This window comes from Anaerovorax odorimutans DSM 5092 (assembly GCF_000426305.1).
Lineage (GTDB): Bacteria > Bacillota > Clostridia > Peptostreptococcales > Anaerovoracaceae > Anaerovorax > Anaerovorax odorimutans.
Window position 1 is genome coordinate 1 of the sequence record NZ_AUFC01000036.1, and the last position, 20,233, is coordinate 20,233.

At 30.2% G+C, this 20,233-nt stretch carries 23 protein-coding genes; 11 read left to right on the forward strand and 12 right to left on the reverse strand.

Features of this window, described 5'->3' with window-relative positions; genetic code table 11:
• Positions 1-194, reverse strand: a 194-nt coding sequence (gene tnpA / locus K292_RS18010; protein WP_027400001.1) for an IS66 family insertion sequence element accessory protein TnpA, incomplete at its 3' end; no start/stop codon positions are given.
• A gap of 322 nt (positions 195-516) precedes the next feature.
• On the opposite strand from tnpA, the gene K292_RS18365 reads away from it, so the two are divergent.
• The 10 genes from K292_RS18365 (at position 517) to K292_RS0111725 (ending at position 9,022) form a co-directional block, all read left to right on the forward strand.
• Positions 517-681: a Flp family type IVb pilin gene (locus K292_RS18365; RefSeq protein WP_084145990.1), complete on the forward strand. Its 165-nt coding sequence runs from the start codon at positions 517-519 to the stop codon at positions 679-681.
• Positions 682-831: 150 nt separating this feature from the next.
• On the forward strand, positions 832-1,215 hold the full coding sequence (locus K292_RS18015; RefSeq protein ID WP_051280698.1) for a TadE family protein: 384 nt from the start codon (positions 832-834) through the stop codon (positions 1,213-1,215).
• A gap of 54 nt (positions 1,216-1,269) precedes the next feature.
• Positions 1,270-1,944, forward strand: coding sequence for a Flp pilus assembly protein CpaB (cpaB, locus tag K292_RS0111690; RefSeq protein WP_027399978.1), 675 nt, complete (start codon positions 1,270-1,272; stop codon positions 1,942-1,944).
• Between the two features lie 34 nt (positions 1,945-1,978).
• Entirely contained in the window at positions 1,979-3,205 is a 1,227-nt protein-coding gene (locus tag K292_RS0111695) for an AAA family ATPase (RefSeq protein ID WP_027399979.1), read from the forward strand.
• 27 nt (positions 3,206-3,232) lie between these two features.
• Positions 3,233-4,594, forward strand: coding sequence for a CpaF family protein (locus tag K292_RS0111700; protein WP_027399980.1), 1,362 nt, complete (start codon positions 3,233-3,235; stop codon positions 4,592-4,594).
• 9 nt (positions 4,595-4,603) lie between these two features.
• On the forward strand, positions 4,604-5,551 hold the full coding sequence (locus K292_RS0111705; protein ID WP_051280701.1) for a type II secretion system F family protein: 948 nt from the start codon (positions 4,604-4,606) through the stop codon (positions 5,549-5,551).
• 11 nt (positions 5,552-5,562) lie between these two features.
• Positions 5,563-6,519, forward strand: a complete 957-nt coding sequence (locus K292_RS17050) for a type II secretion system F family protein (RefSeq protein WP_051280704.1) — start codon at positions 5,563-5,565, stop codon at positions 6,517-6,519.
• Positions 6,516-6,845: a DUF192 domain-containing protein gene (locus K292_RS0111715; protein WP_051280706.1), complete on the forward strand. Its 330-nt coding sequence runs from the start codon at positions 6,516-6,518 to the stop codon at positions 6,843-6,845. Before K292_RS17050 ends, K292_RS0111715 begins: the two co-directional genes overlap by 4 nt.
• A gap of 29 nt (positions 6,846-6,874) precedes the next feature.
• Positions 6,875-7,909 carry a hypothetical protein gene (locus K292_RS0111720; RefSeq protein ID WP_156900534.1) on the forward strand — a complete coding sequence of 345 codons (1,035 nt, stop codon included), beginning with the start codon at positions 6,875-6,877 and terminating at the stop codon, positions 7,907-7,909.
• 6 nt (positions 7,910-7,915) lie between these two features.
• On the forward strand, positions 7,916-9,022 hold the full coding sequence (locus K292_RS0111725; RefSeq protein ID WP_027399984.1) for a Tad domain-containing protein: 1,107 nt from the start codon (positions 7,916-7,918) through the stop codon (positions 9,020-9,022).
• Positions 9,023-9,094: 72 nt separating this feature from the next.
• On the opposite strand, the gene K292_RS0111730 is transcribed toward K292_RS0111725, so the two are convergent.
• From K292_RS0111730 to K292_RS0111755, 6 genes are all read right to left on the reverse strand, one after another.
• Positions 9,095-10,432 carry an acetyl-CoA hydrolase/transferase family protein gene (locus K292_RS0111730; protein WP_027399985.1) on the reverse strand — a complete coding sequence of 446 codons (1,338 nt, stop codon included), beginning with the start codon at positions 10,430-10,432 and terminating at the stop codon, positions 9,095-9,097.
• A 42-nt stretch (positions 10,433-10,474) separates the two neighbouring features.
• Positions 10,475-11,182: a hypothetical protein gene (locus K292_RS18020; protein ID WP_051280708.1), complete on the reverse strand. Its 708-nt coding sequence runs from the start codon at positions 11,180-11,182 to the stop codon at positions 10,475-10,477.
• A 200-nt stretch (positions 11,183-11,382) separates the two neighbouring features.
• Complete coding sequence (locus K292_RS0111740; protein ID WP_037373162.1) at positions 11,383-11,982, reverse strand: YdcF family protein; 600 nt, start codon at positions 11,980-11,982, stop codon at positions 11,383-11,385.
• Positions 11,983-12,093: 111 nt separating this feature from the next.
• Positions 12,094-12,942 (reverse strand): damage-control phosphatase ARMT1 family protein, encoded by an 849-nt coding sequence (locus tag K292_RS0111745; protein ID WP_027399987.1) that lies wholly within the window; start codon positions 12,940-12,942, stop codon positions 12,094-12,096.
• A 43-nt stretch (positions 12,943-12,985) separates the two neighbouring features.
• On the reverse strand, positions 12,986-13,249 hold the full coding sequence (locus K292_RS0111750) for a metal-sensing transcriptional repressor (RefSeq protein ID WP_027399988.1): 264 nt from the start codon (positions 13,247-13,249) through the stop codon (positions 12,986-12,988).
• A gap of 21 nt (positions 13,250-13,270) precedes the next feature.
• Positions 13,271-15,832 (reverse strand): heavy metal translocating P-type ATPase, encoded by a 2,562-nt coding sequence (locus K292_RS0111755; RefSeq protein WP_027399989.1) that lies wholly within the window; start codon positions 15,830-15,832, stop codon positions 13,271-13,273.
• A gap of 273 nt (positions 15,833-16,105) precedes the next feature.
• On the opposite strand from K292_RS0111755, the gene K292_RS18720 reads away from it, so the two are divergent.
• Positions 16,106-16,651, forward strand: coding sequence for a hypothetical protein (locus K292_RS18720; protein ID WP_156900535.1), 546 nt, complete (start codon positions 16,106-16,108; stop codon positions 16,649-16,651).
• A 53-nt stretch (positions 16,652-16,704) separates the two neighbouring features.
• Here K292_RS18720 and K292_RS17060 read toward each other — a convergent pair whose 3' ends face one another.
• From K292_RS17060 to K292_RS0111790, 5 genes are all read right to left on the reverse strand, one after another.
• On the reverse strand, positions 16,705-17,538 hold the full coding sequence (locus K292_RS17060; RefSeq protein ID WP_330364976.1) for a 4Fe-4S binding protein: 834 nt from the start codon (positions 17,536-17,538) through the stop codon (positions 16,705-16,707).
• Entirely contained in the window at positions 17,538-17,681 is a 144-nt protein-coding gene (locus K292_RS19590) for a CD1871A family CXXC motif-containing protein (protein ID WP_408605251.1), read from the reverse strand. The genes K292_RS17060 and K292_RS19590 overlap by 1 nt, the downstream gene beginning before the upstream one ends.
• A 125-nt stretch (positions 17,682-17,806) precedes the next feature.
• The gene (locus K292_RS18025; RefSeq protein WP_051280710.1) at positions 17,807-18,958 is read right to left on the reverse strand and encodes a TlpA family protein disulfide reductase; all 1,152 of its coding nucleotides are present in this window, start codon (positions 18,956-18,958) and stop codon (positions 17,807-17,809) included.
• Positions 18,959-19,157: 199 nt separating this feature from the next.
• Positions 19,158-19,454, reverse strand: coding sequence for a hypothetical protein (locus tag K292_RS0111785; RefSeq protein WP_027399990.1), 297 nt, complete (start codon positions 19,452-19,454; stop codon positions 19,158-19,160).
• 5 nt (positions 19,455-19,459) lie between these two features.
• Positions 19,460-20,224 (reverse strand): ABC transporter permease, encoded by a 765-nt coding sequence (locus tag K292_RS0111790; RefSeq protein WP_027399991.1) that lies wholly within the window; start codon positions 20,222-20,224, stop codon positions 19,460-19,462.
• Positions 20,225-20,233: the final 9 nt, after the last annotated feature.

A 20,233-nucleotide genomic window follows, 5' to 3' on the forward strand; every position in this document is an offset into this window, starting at 1 on the left:
TGTGCAAGCTCATCTGAAAGATTCTCAAAAACTTCTCTCTTGAGTTTACGCATCCAGTAGTAGTAGGTTTTAATTCCGATATTATTCTGATCACACCATTTAGCTACGGTGATGCCACTCTGCCTGCATTCTTTAATTCTGCCGGCCCAAAGGGAAACTTTATATTCGTGAGATACTCTAGTCAATTTATCCATAATACATCCTCCAATGTTAATCTAAATATCCTTAAGATCCTTAAGGTACTTTAGAATTCTTATATTTACATTGGATATTATCCCATGATTAAGAAACCGAAGACAATACACTATTTTATTTGACGCTTACTAAAAAACTAACAATGTATAGTACATTTCCATTTGCACCATTTATTATGTTTGGAACAATTTCCGCTCTCATTTATATCATAGAAAAAATATAAATAATATCTAAAAAAGTGTTTATCTTTAAAGGAAACACTTTTAGATAAAAACTCAGTACAAAATAAATAAAAATTTTCAGAAAGGAGGAATACAGAATATGACAAAATTACTTAACTGGTTTAAAAATGAAGAAAGTGGTCAGGGTATGGTTGAATATGGCTTAATTATTGCTTTAGTAGCAATTATTGCTATTGTCACTTTATCTCCATTAGGAACTAAAGTTGCTGGTGTCTTTACTAATATTGGTAATAATTTACCATAGCATTTATTTATAATAAACTTTTACTATTTAATAAACTTAAGATTGCAACATAATGGCAGACTTTAACTAAAAAGATTTAAGTTTGCCATTTAGCCTTATACTAAATTTACTATTCTATTCAAAAAAGCAATCTGTGAGGTGGTGAGACTTTTGCATATAATAAAAGAAAAAGGACAAGCAATGGTAGAATTTGCACTTGTGCTGCCTATTCTTTTACTACTCCTTTGCGGTATTTGCGAATTTGGATTTATCTTTTCAAATCAAATTTTAGCAAATAATGCCTGCCGTGAAGCAGTTAGATATGCAGCTGTCCATTATAAAGAAGACGGATTAATTAATGTTGAACAACAAGCAAATTTAATAGCAGAAAATTATTCAAGTAATTTTAAAGTTCTAGTTACAATACCACAAACAGAAGAAATCCAAATTGATCTTACTGCCAATGTACAATTACTTACACCCTTTTTTACTTTTTTAGATGATGGGAATGGTTATGTACAGCTCACTTCACAATGCACAATGAGAATAGAATAGTAAATTAGAAAATCGCTTCATGGTAAGAAAATCCACTTAAAGGGAGGTAACGTATTGAAAAAAGTTAAAATATTAGCACTTATAACAGCAATGTTGACCGCATTACTGCTATTTATTTTTCTAAATTCCCTTAGTAACCGTGGACAAATTGATAGAACCGGTATACTTGTGGCAGCTAAAAATATTCCTACTGATACACCTATTACTCAATCCATGATCACATTGTCAAAATTACCTACTGAAGCCATCTTAGAAGATTCAATCTCAGATACTTCTTTAGTATTAGGGAAAATAGCCAAATCAGAAATAGTTGCCGGAGAACAAATTCTTAAATCAAAACTTATTACTGCAGGAAATACAGATAGTTCTACGTTAAGTTACATTATAAAGCCGGGTATGCGTGCCATTACTATTGCTGTCGACGGAGTTTCCGGTGTTGGATATATGATAAATCCAGGTAATCATGTAGATATTATTGCTCAATATACTATTGATAGCACTGCGGCTACCAAACTAATCGTTGAAAATGTAACAGTTTTAGGTGTTGACTCTAACTTAACTAACAAAGATAAACTTGCATGTAAGGATACCGCTTACTCTACTATTACACTTCAAGTTACACCAGAACAAGTAATGGAACTAAATTTTTATGAATATACAGGTCACCTTAATGCTGTTTTACGTTCGCCTTTAGATGAAAAAATAACTAATCTGCCAGTAAAGCAATAATAGATGATTTTTATTACACATAAGGAGTTTAACTATGAAAATTAAGGTTCTGGTAATCAGTAAATTAGAAAAAAATCTTGAATCTATAAAAAATATGATTGAGGATGAAGAAATTATTATACTTGGAGATTCTTGCGGAGGAACTCAAGCTCTAGATAAAATTGAAAATATGTCACCTGATATGGTTATTATGTTTCTCGGTTCTGGAGACACTGATGTGTTAAGTCTAACTGAACGTATTATTTTACACAAACCTAGAACTCATGTTATTTTACTTGCAGAATATATTGATGTTAATATTCTGCAAAGTGCAATTAAAGCTGGAGCTCACAATATAATAGAAATCCCTACTTCGCAAAAGGAGTTTGCAGAATATATAAAATCAGTCTATCATAATGAAAATATACGTATCAATTCTTTAAATGGAAATCAAAATATAGCTTGGATGTCAAGAGTTGTAACTATATTTGGTGCAAAAGGAGGTTTAGGTAAAACCACAATTGCAACAAACCTTGCAATAAAACTGGCAGAGAGTCATAAAAAAGTGGCACTTATAGATCTTGATTTGCAATTTGGTGATATTCATATATTCCTTGATATTGAACCAGCAGACACAATATCCGAACTTGTACAACAAGTATTTACCCCTAATATAGACTCTGTAAGAAGTTATATGGCTGTACACTCTAGTGGTGTTCATGTTCTATGCGCACCAAAAAGCCCTGAATACGCTGAGCTAATTTCTGCTGAAAAGGTGCAAAGCTTACTTAGTGTATTACGTACTTATTACGATTACGTCATTATCGATACCCCTCCCTCTTTTTCAGATGTAACATTGACTGCCATTGAATCATCTTCAACTATACTTTTTGTAACAGGTCTGGATATATCTATTCTTAAAAATTCAAAACTCAGTCTTTCGCTGTTAGATTCTCTTCAGCAGAAAGATAAAGTTCGATTAATTGTTAATCGTGCTGTAGATATAAGTTCAATAACAGTAGAAGATGTTCAAAAAATAATCGGATGTCCTATATGGACCAAAATACCAAGTGACTATAAAATAGCAGTTACCGCACTCAATCGTGGTATTCCTTTTGTTATTAGTTCTCCGGGAAGTAAACTAAGTCAATCAATTTCAACAGTTGCTAATGTATTATTATCAGGAAGTGATAATTTTGATATTCAATCTACATCTAATAAAAAATTGAAATCAATTAAAGAAAATCGAGGTTTTAAATTTTTTAATAAAAATAAATATTAAATGTTTTAATAGAAAGTAGGTAGAAAAATGAGTCTGCTAGAAAAACTTGAAAAGAAAAAAATTGAGCAACAGGTAGTATCTTCTACAGAAATTATGGATAACACTAAAAAAAATAATGTACCTATTATAGATGAATACTCTGACTTAAAAGAAAAAATACACACTGAGATTATAGAAATAATTAATCATGAAGTAGCCAATGGCAACGATATTACAGAAAATCAAGAAGATTACATATTAAAATCTATAGAAGGATTGATAGAATCAAATGCTGTGGGAATGACAAGAGCTGATCGTTTACGTATTCAAAGAGAAATTTATAATAATGTTATAGGTCTTGGTCCATTAGAACCTCTTTTAGCTGATCCTGACATTAGCGAAATCATGGTTAATGGCCCACATAATGTATATGTAGAACGTCGTGGTAAACTGGAACTAAGCTCTACAGTTTTTAAAGATAATAACCATCTCTTAAATATAATCAATCGAATAGTATCTTCTGTAGGCAGACGTATTGATGAAACTAGTCCAATGGTAGATGCACGACTTATAGATGGTTCTCGTGTTAATGCAGTTATCCCTCCCGTCGTTCTAAATGGGCCTACAATAACTATAAGAAAATTTTCAAAAAATCCTTTAACTGTTAATGATTTAATACGTAATACATCGGTATCTCCTATGATGATGTCTTTCTTAGAAGCTTGTGTTAAAGGTAAATTAAATATAATTGTTTCTGGTGGTACTGGTAGTGGAAAAACCACTCTGCTAAATATCTTGTCTGGTTATATTCCTTATACTGATCGTATTGTTACTATCGAGGATGCTGCTGAACTTCAACTTCGTCAAAACCATGTAGTTACTATGGAAAGCCGCCCTGCAAATTTAGAAGGTGCTGGTCAAATTACAATCAGAGAATTAGTACGAAATGCATTACGTATGCGTCCTGATAGAATAGTAGTTGGTGAAGTACGTTCTGGTGAAACTCTTGATATGCTTCAGGCTATGAATACAGGGCATGATGGCTCATTAACAACAGCTCATGCCAACTCCCCTAGAGATCTTATGGCAAGACTAGAAACTATGGTTCTTATGTCAGGTATGGAACTACCGATTAAAGCTATTCGTGAACAAGTGTCTTCTGCTTTAGATATAATTGTTCATCAAGCAAGGCTTAAAGATGGTTCCCGAAGAGTTGTTAATATAACTCAGGTAGTTGGCATGGAAGGCGATACCATTACGCTTCAAGATCTATTTATTTTCAAGCAGCAAGGTTTAGATTCCCAAGGTAAAATTAGTGGTAAATTTATATCCACAGGAATACGACCTACTTTTATGGAAAAATTGGTATCCAATGGAGTTCTTGTTAAGGATGATTGGTTTAAGAAATGAGGTTAAATTATGCTAATTTATTTTATTACATTTTTTACAACAATTTTTATATATTTCTTAATTCTATCAATTGCTAAACCTTCGTCAAAGAAGCTTATAAATAACAGAATAACAAAATACTTTCATAATGATAGTATTTCTGAAATCCAAGATCAAGTATTTAAAGAAAAACTTGAAATATATAAGAAGAAAAAAAGCAATAAATTTAAAATAGCAAGTAAAGAGTTTAGTGACTATTTAGCCATGTCAGGAATTAAACTAAGGGCTTCGGAATTTATCTATGTTTGGATTAGTACAACTTTTTTACCAATAATAATTATTTCATTTTCTAATGCAAATATAATTACAGCTATGGGACTTTCCATTATAGGCTTTATTATTCCCCCACTTCTAGTTCAAAGAGGACGGAAAAAACGTCAAACAGAATTTAATAAACAGCTAGGAGAATCATTAGTTGTAATGAGTAATTGTATAAAAGCAGGTTTTACCTTTCAGCAAGCTATGGAAAGCATTTCAAATGATATGCAGCCACCCATTTCTACTGAATTTGGAAATGCACTTCGAGAAATGCGCTTTGGCGTAACTAAAAATGAAGCTCTTCATCATATGGTAAACCGTGTTCAAAACAATGATCTCGACCTTCTAGTATCTGCAGTCATGACTTCAGATCAAGTTGGAGGAAATTTATCTGACATATTAGATACAATTTCAGATACAATAAAAGACCGAATTAGGATTAAACAAGAAATTCGTGTATTGACTGCACAAGGTCGAATGTCGGGTATAATAATAGGATTACTTCCAATGTTTATCATTTTATTACTTATGATAATGAATCCTGATTATTTTATGTCGTTTTTCGAAGCCCCTATTGGCAAAATAATGTTATGTGTTTCAATATCTATGGAAATTATTGGTTTTATTATTATAAATAAAATAGTAAATATTGAATATTGAGGTATATGCTTATGATTTATTATATTGTAATTACGTGTGGAATTTTTATTTTTTGTTGTGTTATTTTAGCTTTACGACCATACGGAGAACAACATGATGTGGTACAAAAAAGAATCAATCACATTTTTAACAACTTCCAAAAAGGATATGATCATGATGATGAACTTAGCTTGCCTTTTTGGGAACGAATTATGAAATTAGTTATTAAGCCATTAATTGAAAAAATCAAAAACTATATTATAAAAAATCCAAATCAATGGTTTATATTTAAAAGTTTTAAAAATAATAAATTAAAAAAAAATATTTATAAAGCTGGATTTACTATGGAATTGCATGAATATCAAATTATACGAGCTTTTATTATCTTAGGAACAACAATTATAAGTTTTTCTTTAGTTATGTTCTTAGGTAAAAGCTTTATCAATTGTCTAATTGCAGCAATATTAGGTTTTTATTTTGGTTATGTTGTATTACGTTTTCATCTAGCCTCTAGAATTAATAAAAGACATAAAGCTATGGAAAAACAATTACCTGAAGTTCTAGATCTTCTTAGTGTCAATGTAGAAGCAGGTCTGGGCTTTGAACAAGCAATTTCTCATGTAATAGAACACTTAGAAGGACCTCTAATCGACGAACTTACTATAACATACAGAGAAATGTCTATGGGAAGATCAAGACGTGATGCCCTTCTAATATTTAGTAATCGTTGTGATATAAATGAAATTAAATCCTTTATAGGATCAATTATTCAAGCTGGAGAACTTGGAATCTCAATCAAAAATGTTCTTCGTTCTCAAGCAGTAACAATGAGACAAAACCGACGTAATAAAGTTGAAGAAAAAGCACAAAAAATTTCAACAAAGATTCTTTTACCTATGATTTTATTCATTTTTCCAGTTATTTTTATTATTTTAATGGGGCCAGCTGTTGTTAAAATTTTAAATCAATTTGGAGGAGGAGGATTATGATAGCATATAGTAACGATATTTTTTTAGCAGATAAAATTCATCTTGCTGATAATTTTATTAAACGTTTTTTAGGTTTTATGGGGAGAAAAGAACTTAATAATGGAGAAGGATTACTCCTTTTGAATACTCCTTTAATACATTGTTTTTTTATGAGAATAACTATTGATGCGGTATATCTTTCTAAAGATATGAAAGTTTTAGGAATTGAAACTCTAAAGCCATGGAGTATAGGGACACATTTCAAAAAAACTTCTCATGTCCTTGAACTTAAAAAAGGAACTATCTCTTTAAAAGTAAAAGTAGGAGATACAATAATTTTTAAATAAAAATGTTAAAAATAAAGGATGTGATTGTAATGACAGATAAAATTGATGATATTAGCGTAATAGAAACATTACGTACAAAAACTGAAGAAATTGATATGGATCAATATTTAAAAAGGAAATTAGGTGGTTATACAAAACAGTCTGTATTAGAATATTTAAATGTTCTACGTAAACAACAACAAACTACTACAGATACTTTTTATCAAAATTTACAAACAATATATAACGAAAAAGAAACAATCAAAAATAATAATGAAACATTACAGAATAGATTAAATAAAATTGAATCTGAATATAAAAATCTTATAGAATCTATTAAAACTATTAAACTTGAAAACTCAGATTTATCACCACAGGATATAATTGCATTAAAAAGTACAAATGCCGCAAATGAAGAAGAACTTAAGAAAAGTAATATAGAAAAAGTTTCATTAGAAAATAAAATTAAACATCTAAAAAATTCTATTAATGACCTAAATGAAAAATTAAAACAATGCGAACATGAAATTTCAGCATCAAAAGAAATTATTATCAAAGAAAAGCAAGAATCAAAAGAATTAAGAAATAAGATTAGTGAACTATCTACTGTTATAGAAGATAATCATAATGAAATTAATTATTTAAAATCATTACAATCTGAAGGACAAATTGCAGAACTTACATTACAAGTAAATAGTTTAACAAATCAGTTAATAACCCAAACAGAAGTGATGTCTAACCTTAATTCTGAAGTAAACATTAAGGAAAAAACTATTACAACTTTAACTTCTGAAACAGAATTACAAAAACAAATGATAAACGATTTAAATAAAACAATTGAGGAACTTCAAAAACAAAATGATAAATTATTACTAACAAATACAACTTTTTCAAAACAACTTCAAGATAACTTCTCTAAAACTATAGACCTTATTAATGAAAAATCTGATATTACAATTGATAAAATTTCTGCATATCGTAAACTTGATGAAGCGAATTCTAAAATAGCTGTGCTAGAAATGAAAATTCAAAAAAGTAATAAATTAGAGGAAAATATTAAATTAGAAGAGCTGAAAGGATGTTAGTAACCTATGTATAATTTTTGTACTAATAAATTTTCAAAAGAACGCGGTTCTGTCTCAATAATCGTTGCAATATCATTAACTATACTTATGGCATTTACTGCAATTGTTTTGGATGTGGGACGAATTACTCTTGAAAAACAAGCATTACAAAACGCATTAGATGCAGCAGTACTTGCAGGAGCGCAAGAATTACCACAAAATACATATACTGCACAGCAAATTGCAATAACTTATTTTGAGCAAAATGGATATCCTCAAGAAAATATACAACAAGTAGAATTTTTAAATTCAAATAAAGTAATACGTATTTCTGCGATTCAACCAGTTGAGTATACTTTTGCAAAGGTATTCAATAAAGGTGATAATACGACAGTAACTTTAAGTGCTTCCGCACAAAAAAGCAGTGTGCTTGATGCTTTCAATTATACACTTTTTTCTGGAAGTGATATGGACTTACTGCAATTTAAAGGGAAAAACATAATTACTGGCAATGTACATTCTAATAATAGTATTAAAAATGCAGCTGAAATATTTGGATTTGCAACTGCGGTTAATACAATTGATCCTAAGGTTTATGCCTCTGAAGGAAAAATAGAAGGATCAGCTTTTATTGATATGCCAAGCTTTTCTGATGTTACTAATATATCAAATTCCATTGATCAAAATACTTTAATAAATGTTTATGGTGCAACATATACAGCTAATAAAAATGAATATTCTATGTCAGATGGTCAACTTAATAATTTGCTTTCTATGTATCCTAATCTTATTATTGACGGAAACCTTATAATCAATGGCAGTGGTGTAAATTCTACGGGAAGCATAATAACAACTGGAAATATAATATTTAATGGAAGTGATGTAAATATGACTTCTTCAAATTCAGTATGTTTTTGCTCTTTAAACGGTGATATAACCTTTAATGGAGGCAGTGGAAATGTAAATGGTATTCTTTACACTCCTTACGGTACAATAACATTAAACGGCAGCGGCGGAACTTTTTATGGCTGCATTATTGGAGATTTAGTTACTTGTGATGGAGGAATTAACCTTACTTACAACTCACAAGTAGTAAATAGCCTACCTCTTACTATAACCAGGCTAATAGAATAAAAAGAAAGTTGCAAAATCCATAAAGTTTCATATCATAATATTATTTTACATTATAATTTATAATCTCATCTATTATTTTTTATTTGATTTTTTCCATATTTTCATATTTTCTGCTTCTTTAATAAGCTCATCTCTAAAATTAGGGTGAGCAATATTTATTAATTCACTTGCTCTCTCCCATGTAGATCTTCCAGCTAAATTTGCTATTCCCCATTCTGTTGCAATATAATACGTTTGACTCCTTGGATCAGTTATTACATCGCCTCTTGTGAAGCTTGGTATAATATTAGATTTTAAGTTTCCTTTTTTATCTTTAAAGGTTGAAGCCATGCAAATAAACGCTTTACCACCCTTAGACATATATGCACCTGTGAGAAAATCAAGCTGTCCTCCCGTCCCGCTTATATTTCTTATTCCTGCTGTCTCTGCACAAATCTGCCCGTATAAATCCACAGAGATACAATTATTTATAGTAATAAGCTTATCATTTTGTGACATAATAGCAGGCTCATTTACATAATCTACAGGATAAGATGCCAGTCCAGGATTTAAATCTATCCATTCATACAATTCTTTTGAACCAAGACAAAATGAAAACACACCTTTTCCAGTATCTATATTCTTTCTTTTGTTTGTAAGTTTTCCGCTTTTATACATTTCCAAATAAGCATCTACTAACATTTCTGTATGCATTCCAAGATCTTTTAGGTCCGATTTTGCTATCATCTTTCCAACCATATTAGGCAGTCCGCCAATTCCAAGTTGTATAGTAGAACCATCTTCAATTTGCTCTACTATATGTTTCGCAATTCGTTTATCAACTTCAGTTGCATTTAGAGAAGGGAGTTCCACAAGTGGAGAATTCTTGCCTTCAACTATAGCATCTACTTCCGAAATATGTATACATTCATCCTTTACACCTAAGACTCTTGGTAAATTTTTATTTACTTCTAGGATTACGATATCCGCAGTTTCCAATATTGCCTTTGATGCTGAATTTGATAATGAGAAGCTAAAATACCCATGTTTATCCATGGGGCTTACCGACATCATAGCTACATTTACTTTTAATTGATTTCTATATAAACTAGGTAAATTTCTGTATATCATTGGAATATATGAACACAAACCTTTATCATAAAGTTTTCTTTCATAACCACTAAAATGCCAACTATTATAAGTAAACGTCTCTTTTTGTTGATCCTCTTCAACTATTTTCAATGGGCGTATTGCTAATAAGCCTCTAACCTTTATATCTGAAAGTTCATTCTTTCGTGCTGCTAAAGCTTCATCCAGTACCTCTGGCATACTGTTGCCAAAGCCATAGTCAACCCAATCTCCACTTTTTACAAGTTTTACGGCTTCTTCTGCTTTCATTAATTTTTCATTATATTCTCTGCTAAAATTCATTCTAACTTAAACTTCCTCCTTTTCTGCTAAAATCGGTATTATCTAATAATATTCCCATAGCTTTTTTCGTGAATTATATGTAATACTTAAACCACCCAATTTATTTCTATATCTATCAATCTTAATTTCTAAATCATCCATGGTAGCTATATCTCCTACACAAAATAAATTGACTGAATCAAATTCTTTTTTCTCAAAATCAATAACTAAACCCTCTTTACACATTTTATAAACAATTTCAATTAAATCGTTATTTGGCTCACATATTATTTTCCTTCTGCCTTTAAATTCTTTCATTAATTTGTATTTGATAACTCTTTTATATTCTTCCGTATTATCTATGTAAACGTTGTTCCACCAACCATCATCATGACATAGATAAGAATACTTATTGTTTAAGCTTTTGATTTTAAAATTATAAAGAGGTTCTTTCATATGGCTCATATATAAAAGTTCTGCAAGTTCATCTTTTGTCACGCAATTTAATTGCTCTTCCTCTTCAAAATCAACCCAACAAAAATCGCCAAAACTATATACATCTTCATCTGCAAAAGCTTCAGCTTGACTTTTCGTAACATATTCCAAGAATAAGTTCATATTAAATTCACAATTATATGGATATCCTGCTAATATTAAAAAGCCTCTATTATTAATATCTATTCCCTTAAAAAACTCTTTAAAGGTTATTCCTGATGTATGTATCAAATTTTTTTCTTCATTAATTTTTATATATATGGAATAGTTTTTCATATTTTTTATGTTCTCCCAGTATTAATTCTATTAAATTATACTACATATTCTTTAAAATTTAATATAGAATCAAAAGTTTTATTAATATTGCCAATAAAGTTTATAAATTATTCAATATAAATTAATTAAGAAATTTCATAAGATGAGATTAATATGACAACAAAAATCAAATATTAAATTATACTAAATCTAATTAATATTTAAAACAATATATATAATTTATATCCAATGTAATAAAAAACTTCTCTTGATAAAAATAACAACTTACTCTTTGCAGATATAATTTTAGTTGTAGGTGTAGGTGAAGAGTATGCTGATAATCCATAATTTTTCGCCATTAGCATTGCTCTGCGCATATGTAATGGATCGCTAACAATTATAACACTTGAAATATTATTATCTTTGGCTATTTCAGCAGCGTAACAAATATTTTCCTGAGTAATTTTAGACTTTTCCTCAATAAAAATATCTTCGTCAGGTACTGAATTTTTTAATGCATAGTTTTTAGCTGCAATTGCTTCAGATATTAAATTTCCATCTCCTTTTCCCCCAGTAAAAATCAACTTGTCAACGTAATTATTCTTATACAGCCAAATACCATGTTTAATTCTTTCTTCAAATACAGGCGATGGCTTATCTTGCCAAACTGCAGCACCCAATACTATAGCTGCATCAGCTTTGACTAATTCATTTACATTGCCATATAAATATATATCTACAGAGGTATACGTAACATAACAGATTATAATAATAAATAGAATATAAAATATTTTTTTACACTTTCTTAATTTAACTTTCATATATCTCCAATAAAATTTAATAATAAATTGAAATCTGATTCTCAATAAATAGGCCAACTGTTTTCTTCATTATAAAAAATCTTAATTAGTTTAAATATAATATTTTATTAATCAAATATTAGACTTAAAAACATATTCATTTATATTTATATTAAAGGCATCTGCGATTTTATAGCACTTAGCTTTCAATAAGAAATAAACTTTTCTGGAAGTTTCTGATAAAGCTTCAAAATTTCCTTGCCCCTTGCTTATTACAATGTGCGCATTATTAAAAATGTCACAAAATTCTTCATTACAATCTTCAAGTACTGCACCCGGAGAACTACAACCAGTGGAAATAATATCAGCAAAGTCTTTAACGCCTGCTTTGACAGCATCATTAATCGTTGCATCATTAATAATAGGTTTATCTCTAACCGCATATATAACCTTATATTCTTTAGAAAGATACTCTATTAAAATTTTATCAAATACTGCTTCTCCTGCATTATCCCCTATAAATAGAATATTTTTACTGTTTTTTAAATCATTTTTAAAAGATTCATTATGACAAACAGCAAAAGGTTTTTCTAACTCTGCTGACAAGCATGACTCAATGTCTAAATTATTATTCATGGCTGAATCCATAACATTGCCTGTAGCTGAGACCTTTAATAAATTAATAAACATATCGCCTTTATTTAAAACAAACTCTCTGATTATGGGTTCAAGTTTTAAAGCTTGTGATATATCTCTTTCTTTTATTTTACAATATGGATCCTTTATATTTGTATACTTCTTAACTATTGCATGTAAATCTTCACAAAGTTTTGGTGCATTGCTGTATTCTTTGTATAAGGAAAGTCTTTTTACAGCTTCATTCATTATTTTTTCTTGTACCATTTCATCATCTGCTGCCATACGGGCTGCCTCAAGTACTTGACGCAGCATGCATGGTAAGCAGTCTAAAAATAACTTCATATAATAATCTCCTTGTATATTATAAATAAGCTTTTAAATAATTTCACTTGGAAATTTTATCTATAATTCCTATCAGCTCATCTATCTTTTTATCTTCATCACCGGACTGAAATGCTTCTTTTACGCAGTGTGTCATATGTGCATGAAGAATTTCTTTGTTTATTTTTTTCAATATTGATTCCACTGCTAAAATTTGATTGGAAATATCAATACAATAGCGGTCATCCTCAACCATCTTAAGAATTCCTTCAATTTGTCCTTTTGAAGTTTTAAGAAGGTTTGTTATTTTTTGCTTGTCTGCTCTCATATCTTCTCCTATTTATTTTAATTATACAATCTCAACCACTGTATATCCAGCATCAGTTACTGTACTTTCCAACAATTCATCACTTACATTTTTAGATAATACAATAGTTGAAGTTTTATTTTCAAGATCAACGGTAGCCTCTACACCATCTAATGCATTAAGTGCCTTTTCAACTCTGCCAGAACAATGAGAGCAACTCATTCCTTCAATAATCATTGTTTTAATCATCTTTAAATCTCCTTTATTATTTTTTTTATTTTGCACCATAGAAATATTCTCTGATTTAGATTCTTTATTATTTATGGATTTATAACTTACTTTAAACATTTTTAACCTTAAAGCATTTAAGACAACACATACTGAACTGAAGCTCATAGCTGCCGCTCCAAACATTGGATTTAATTTTAAACCAAAGTTTATAAAAAATAAACCTGCTGCCAACGGAATACCTAAGCTATTATAAAATAATGCCCAGAAAAGATTTTCTTTAATGTTTCTTATAACAGCTTTACTTAACTGTATTGCGGCAACAACATCAAGCAAGTCATTATTTACCAGCACTATATCAGCAGACTCGATAGCTACATCTGTACCAGCACCTATGGCTATTCCTACATCTGCTCTTGCCAAAGCAGGAGCATCATTTATTCCATCACCCACCATAGCTACTTTTTTATTTTTGTCCTGAATATTTTTTATTTCGCTATCCTTATGCTGCGGCATTACTTCAGATATTACATGGCTGATTCCAATTTGATTTCCAATAGCTTTAGCAGTCTTACTGTTATCACCTGTAAGCATAACTACTTTTATTCCTATTGACTCCAATTCTTTTACGGCTTTTTCACTTGTAGTTTTAATAACATCTGCTACTGCAATTATACCAATAATTTTTCCTTCGCTTGCAAAATACAGTGGAGTTTTTCCTTCTTCTGCTAATTTACTTCCTATATTTTCATAATACTCTGTATTAATATCACTATCATTCATAAAATTCAAACTTCCAGCGAAAACTTGTTTTCCATTTACCTTTGCTTTAACTCCCTGTCCATGTATTGCAATAAAGTCTTCTGCCGTATTAATATCTATATTTTCATTTTCAGCTTCTTCTACAATTGCTTCTGCCAAAGGATGTTCTGACAATTTCTCAATTGATGCTGCAATACTTAAAAGCTGTAATTTACTTATATCAGTATTTACTATAATATCAGTTACTTTAGGCTTGCCTTCAGTTATCGTTCCCGTTTTATCTAAAACCACAGTATCAATACTATGCAGAGTTTCCAAAGCTTCTGCTGATTTTATTAATATACCATTTTCAGCTCCCTTTCCCGTTCCAACCATAATAGCTGTTGGAGTAGCCAAGCCCAATGCACAAGGGCAAGATATAACTAATACAGTTATTCCTATGGAAAATGCAAATTCAAAAGTATACCCCATTAATAACCAAATTATCATTGCAATAAAAGCAATAGCAATAACAATTGGTACAAAAATACTGCTGATTTTATCTGCTAATTTTGAAATAGGTGCTTTTGAAGAGCTGGCTTCTTCAACCAATTGAATAATTTTAGCAAGTGTAGTATCATCTCCTACTCTTTCTGCTTTAAATTTAAAATATCCTGATTTATTAATGCTTGCACTTATTACCTTATCTCCAATATTCTTTTCAACAGGCATACTCTCCCCTGTTAATATTGACTCATCCACAGAAGAATTTCCCTCTGTAACTGTTCCGTCAACAGGAATACTCTGACCTGGCTTTACTACAATAATATCACCTTTAACCACATCTTCCACAGCAATTTCCAATTCTTTATCATCTCTTATAACAAGTGCTGTCTTAGGAGCTAAATTGATAAGCTTATTAATAGCTTCAGAAGTTCGTCCTTTTGCACGAGCTTCAAAATATTTTCCAAGAGTAATTAAGGTTAAAATTGTAGCTGCAGATTCAAAGTATAAATCATGTGTATAATGCCTTACCAAAGCTTCATCCATATAGCCAAGACCATAGCCAATTCTATATATTGCAAAAATTCCATAAAGCAATGCAGCAGACGAACCTATTGCAATAAGTGTATCCATGTTTGGAGAACGCTTTATCAAAGTTTTGAATCCGATCCTATAAAATTTACTGTTTACTAAGGCAACAGGTAATGTCAACATAAATTGTGTAAATGCAAAGGTTAATGAATTTCTATAACCTGTAAAAATTTCCGGTAAAGGTAAACCTAACATATGACCCATGGAAATATATAAAAGAGGTATAGTAAATATAAAAGAAATAATCAGCCTTCTTTTCATATTAATAATTTCTTCTTTTACATTATCAATAGGTTCTGAATTATTCTCAGTTGCTCTTTTTGTTTTTGAATGTACAAATGCATTATATCCCGCTTCCTGAACAGCTTTTATAATTGTACTTTCATCTGTTACATTTTCATCATATTGTACATTCATACTATTACTTAAAAGATTAACATTTACATCCTCTGTGCCATTTATTTTTTTTACACTTTTTTCAACATGTGCAGAACAAGCAGAACAAGTCATGCCCGTCACATCAAATTTTTTATTTATCATATTACGCCTCCTCCCCCCCGTAGGGGTGTCTATTTAATATTCTATACCGAAGGGAAAATTATGTCAAATAATAAACTTTAGATTTTTGAAAATAATCTAATCGTTAATTAAAGAATAATTTTAGCATTCTATCTTATATTAAAAAATTTCTTGAAATGTATACATTCTTTTTTATATATATCATTTTAATCTATTCAATTAATCTAAATGTAACATTATTTATTTATAATTAGTATTATATTAATAAATGACACCAAAGGGAGGCTAAATATTATGTTTCTTGATTTTTTATCAGATTGGCAATCTTCCAGGTATCATAATAATTGTAAAGGTAGAAATCCTTATAAACACACCTGTTGTTACAAAGGAAATAACTGCTGTAATAATAACAAATGCTATCCGGATAATAAATGTTCTAAAAACTATAATTGTCATGTAGACAATGAATGTTTTAAACATAATGATTGCTGCACGGATGATGAATGTTTCAGGCATTATGATTATTGCAATAAAGACAGGGAATGTTCTAATCATTATGATTGCTGTACAAATAATAAATACTACAAACATCGTGATTGTTGCCCAGATGATGACTACTGCATGCCATATGATTGTGATATGAATAATAAATACTTCAGACATGATAATTACTGTATGGATAATGAATACTTCAGACATAATGATTGCTGTATGGATGATGAATGTTTCAGGCATCATGATTGTTTCATAAATGATGAATGCTGTAATGAAGATAACTGTTTCCATAATATTTATGAAAGATTATGTTTATGTTGTTACTATCTTTTCAGGTGCAGGTAAAAAAACAATTATTAAACCCGTAAAGTTAAAGCTTTACGGGTTTTACTTTGATATTATGTAATCATATTAATTTTGGAAGTAATTGCATTTTGAGAGCAAGCTTCTTTACAATCACCACAACGAATACATTCAATGGAATTAATATTTTTTAAAACGTTAACATTCATTTTGCAAGCACTCTCACATTCTTTACAATTAGTGCATTTCAATCTGTCAATATCCATTTGATAAAAGCTCCATTTATTGAAGAATGAATAAAAAGCACCTAAAGGACAAATATACTTACAAAACGGACGGTATATTAAAATTGATAAAATTACAGTTATTATCAACAAAAACATTTTCCAATTGAATAAAAATCCTACCATGTTACGTAAGCTCTCATTCTTAATAAGAAGAGGTACCCCTCCTTCTAATGTTCCCACAGGGCAGATCCATTTGCAAAAATACGGTTCTGCTATACCAAACTGATTGGTCAATAAAACAGATAATAATATAACTGGAATTATAAGCATAATATATTTTAAATACCGTAAAGGCTTATCTATTTTTATAGGAACCCTAATTTTGCGTGTTTTTATTTTATATAATAAATCTTGAAAAAAGCCAAATGGGCAGAGGAATCCACATACTAGCCTTCCAAAAATTACTCCAAACAGCATAATAATTCCAAATACATAAAAAGATATACTGAACTTTCTTCCTCCAAGTACCGCCTGCATGGCACCAATGGGACAGGAGCCTATTGCAGCAGGACAAGAATAACAGTTTAAACCAGGTACACAAAAATGCTTTGTATCTCCTGTAAAAATCTTACCCTTAGAGAAACCAACTAAATAACTGTTTGTTATTGCAGTTGCAAAAATCTGAATTATAGTTCTCTTCATCATCCTACTCCTATACATTCCAGACATATATTCACTGCTTTTTTAAAAACTTCTAAATGCTCACCTCTGTAAAATCCCGTGAATATAAAGATAAAGGATAACAATAAAATTATGTATTTTAAATTATTTTTTATAAACTTCATTATAATAACCTATTCTTCCATAAAAGTTTAAAAAATCAGCTTTTTTGTAATCACTCAACTGTCTTCTTTTATTTTTAAATGTCCATACCAGTATGCAACAAAACTGTGTGTACTGAAATTTTATTTTATTGATCTATTTGATTAAGACAATCCTTTATATGCTCTAAATATTTTTCTGCTGCATTTTCACGATCAGGGACTCCAATTATAGGCTCACTTACAGGCATACCATTTTTATCTACAAATATAGTTGTTGGTACTGCGTTTATATTATTCAATAATGATTCCTTTAATCTATCATCTGGAAATAATACATCAAATGAACCCTTAACTGAATCATATATCTCTTCTGCCATTTCTTTCTCTGTTTCACCATCTATACAAATTGTAATCATATTTGAATTATCCGGCAGATTTTTATATACCTTCTGAAGTTCAGGCATTTCTTCAATACATGGACTGCAAAATGTAGCCCACACATTTACCATTGTAACATCATAATCTTTTAAAATATCTTGTGTAGCCTTTTTACCACTTAAAGTATCAGCATTAAATGCTGTCATATTACCTTCAAAGGATACTTCTCCAACAGCACTATATGGGAAGATGAATATTCCTTTTTTAAAAGTATCTATTTCACTGATTATAGTATCAAGTTCTTCTTTTTCTTTGTTTGTCAGATTGTCTAATATTGAGTAATCCGTATTAGACCCCATGTAATACGTATCATCTCCTAATTTCCCAAGTTCCTCAATATTTTTGTATGAATTTGAGAAATTTTCAAATTCTGTTTCTCCGTTTTCATCATTTTCCGGCTTACGAAATATGCCTATAAATTTGAATGTCTTATCATTTATTTTTCCCCAAAATGCATCTTGTTCTTCTTTGCTCATACTCTCAAAGTCTGTTTCTTTTGCTTCATTAATAAGCGATGAAGGAATATATGATAGTGACATAAAATATGGTACATTGACTGTGGCATTAAGAGAATCGCTATCTCTTAACGTAGCCATATATTTAGTATATGTAATTCCAAATCCCAAATCTTTTTTCCCGAATACATTATTATTATCTTTTATATTAAACTCCGTACCATCAAGGGTAACCATTTTTTCCATATCATATTTACTATTAAAAAAATTACCATTTTCACTTTTAATTATTTCATTTTTCTGCTCTTCCTTACTTTCATCCTTTTGTTCTTCACTATTACCACATCCAGCTAAAATCCCTATTCCCATAATAAAAACTAATAATAAACTAATTATTCTCTTCATCTTTCTTCTCCCTTTTTATAATTTTAGTAAATACCTATTTATATTTATTACCCCTTATATTTTATTATAAAACTTTAATATATTAAAATTCACTAAAATTTCATATATCTATTTTATAAATATTGAATAAATCAGTTTAATATAAGTATCTATAATAAGGATCGCGAACCTCTTTTAAGGGATTTCATGCAGCTTATCCTTATTGCAAAAAGTTCAGTAACAAAGCCAGAGCAACAATTCCAAGTAATATCATCACCCAAAAGATACTTATTACTATGGAAATAATATTTATGATATTACGTCTTTTACTGATCCGTATACAGATAACAGAAAGACACAAAGCTGTAAAAGCAAATACAATATTTACTCCTGACCAAATATTTCTTACCACATCTGAAAGAGTAATCTTAAACAGTACAGGAACAAAAGTTGCCAATGGTAGGATGCTGATAATTAGTGCCGCTATACCTAGTTTTTGAATTTTTTCGTTTTTCATTATCTTTACCTCATTTCTTTCTTTCCAAATCGTATAACTGCTAATGTAAGCAGCAATACAAAAATCAGTACCGCACAAGGCAGAAATGGTATTAGAGAAAATGAAACATCTGAAGCCTCCACAGTAAAATTATGCAGGGAACAAGACACCAGATAGCCGCTATAACAATACGGATATACAATCCATAACGGTGTATTAGCAACAAGGACACCGGGAATAACAAGGAGCAGATTCAAGCCCACATAAAGCAATGGCTTTTCAAACAAAACCATAATCGCCCACATGGTTGCCAAACAAGGCAGCATGGTAAGAAATAAGCCTGCACACCATTTAAGAAGATAAAGCACCGGAAGTGTTCCGTTAATGCCCATTGAATTTGTTGCAATAAACCCGGCAATTATAAATGCTACAAGGAAAACTACCGTTTCCATGAAAAGATAGAACATAAGTACACAGAACTTTGCCATTGAGAGAGAATAACTGCCGATTGGCAGAGCCAGCATTTTTAATATCCCATTGTTTTGTGCTTCCCGTCCTGAAATCATCACACAGACTACAATCATAGAAAATGGCAACAGATAATAGGCATAAACTAAAGCACTCTGAATGAACATAGCCGGCCAGGCATTAGTATATTCAGGTGTAAAATAGCTGCTCAAATTTGCAATCCCTGACACCACTACCAATAATGGGGCAACGAAAATCAGGGGAACAATTTTAGAGCGCCTCACTTTCATAAATTCAATTTTAAGCAATTGTAAAAAATTCATCAAATTTCC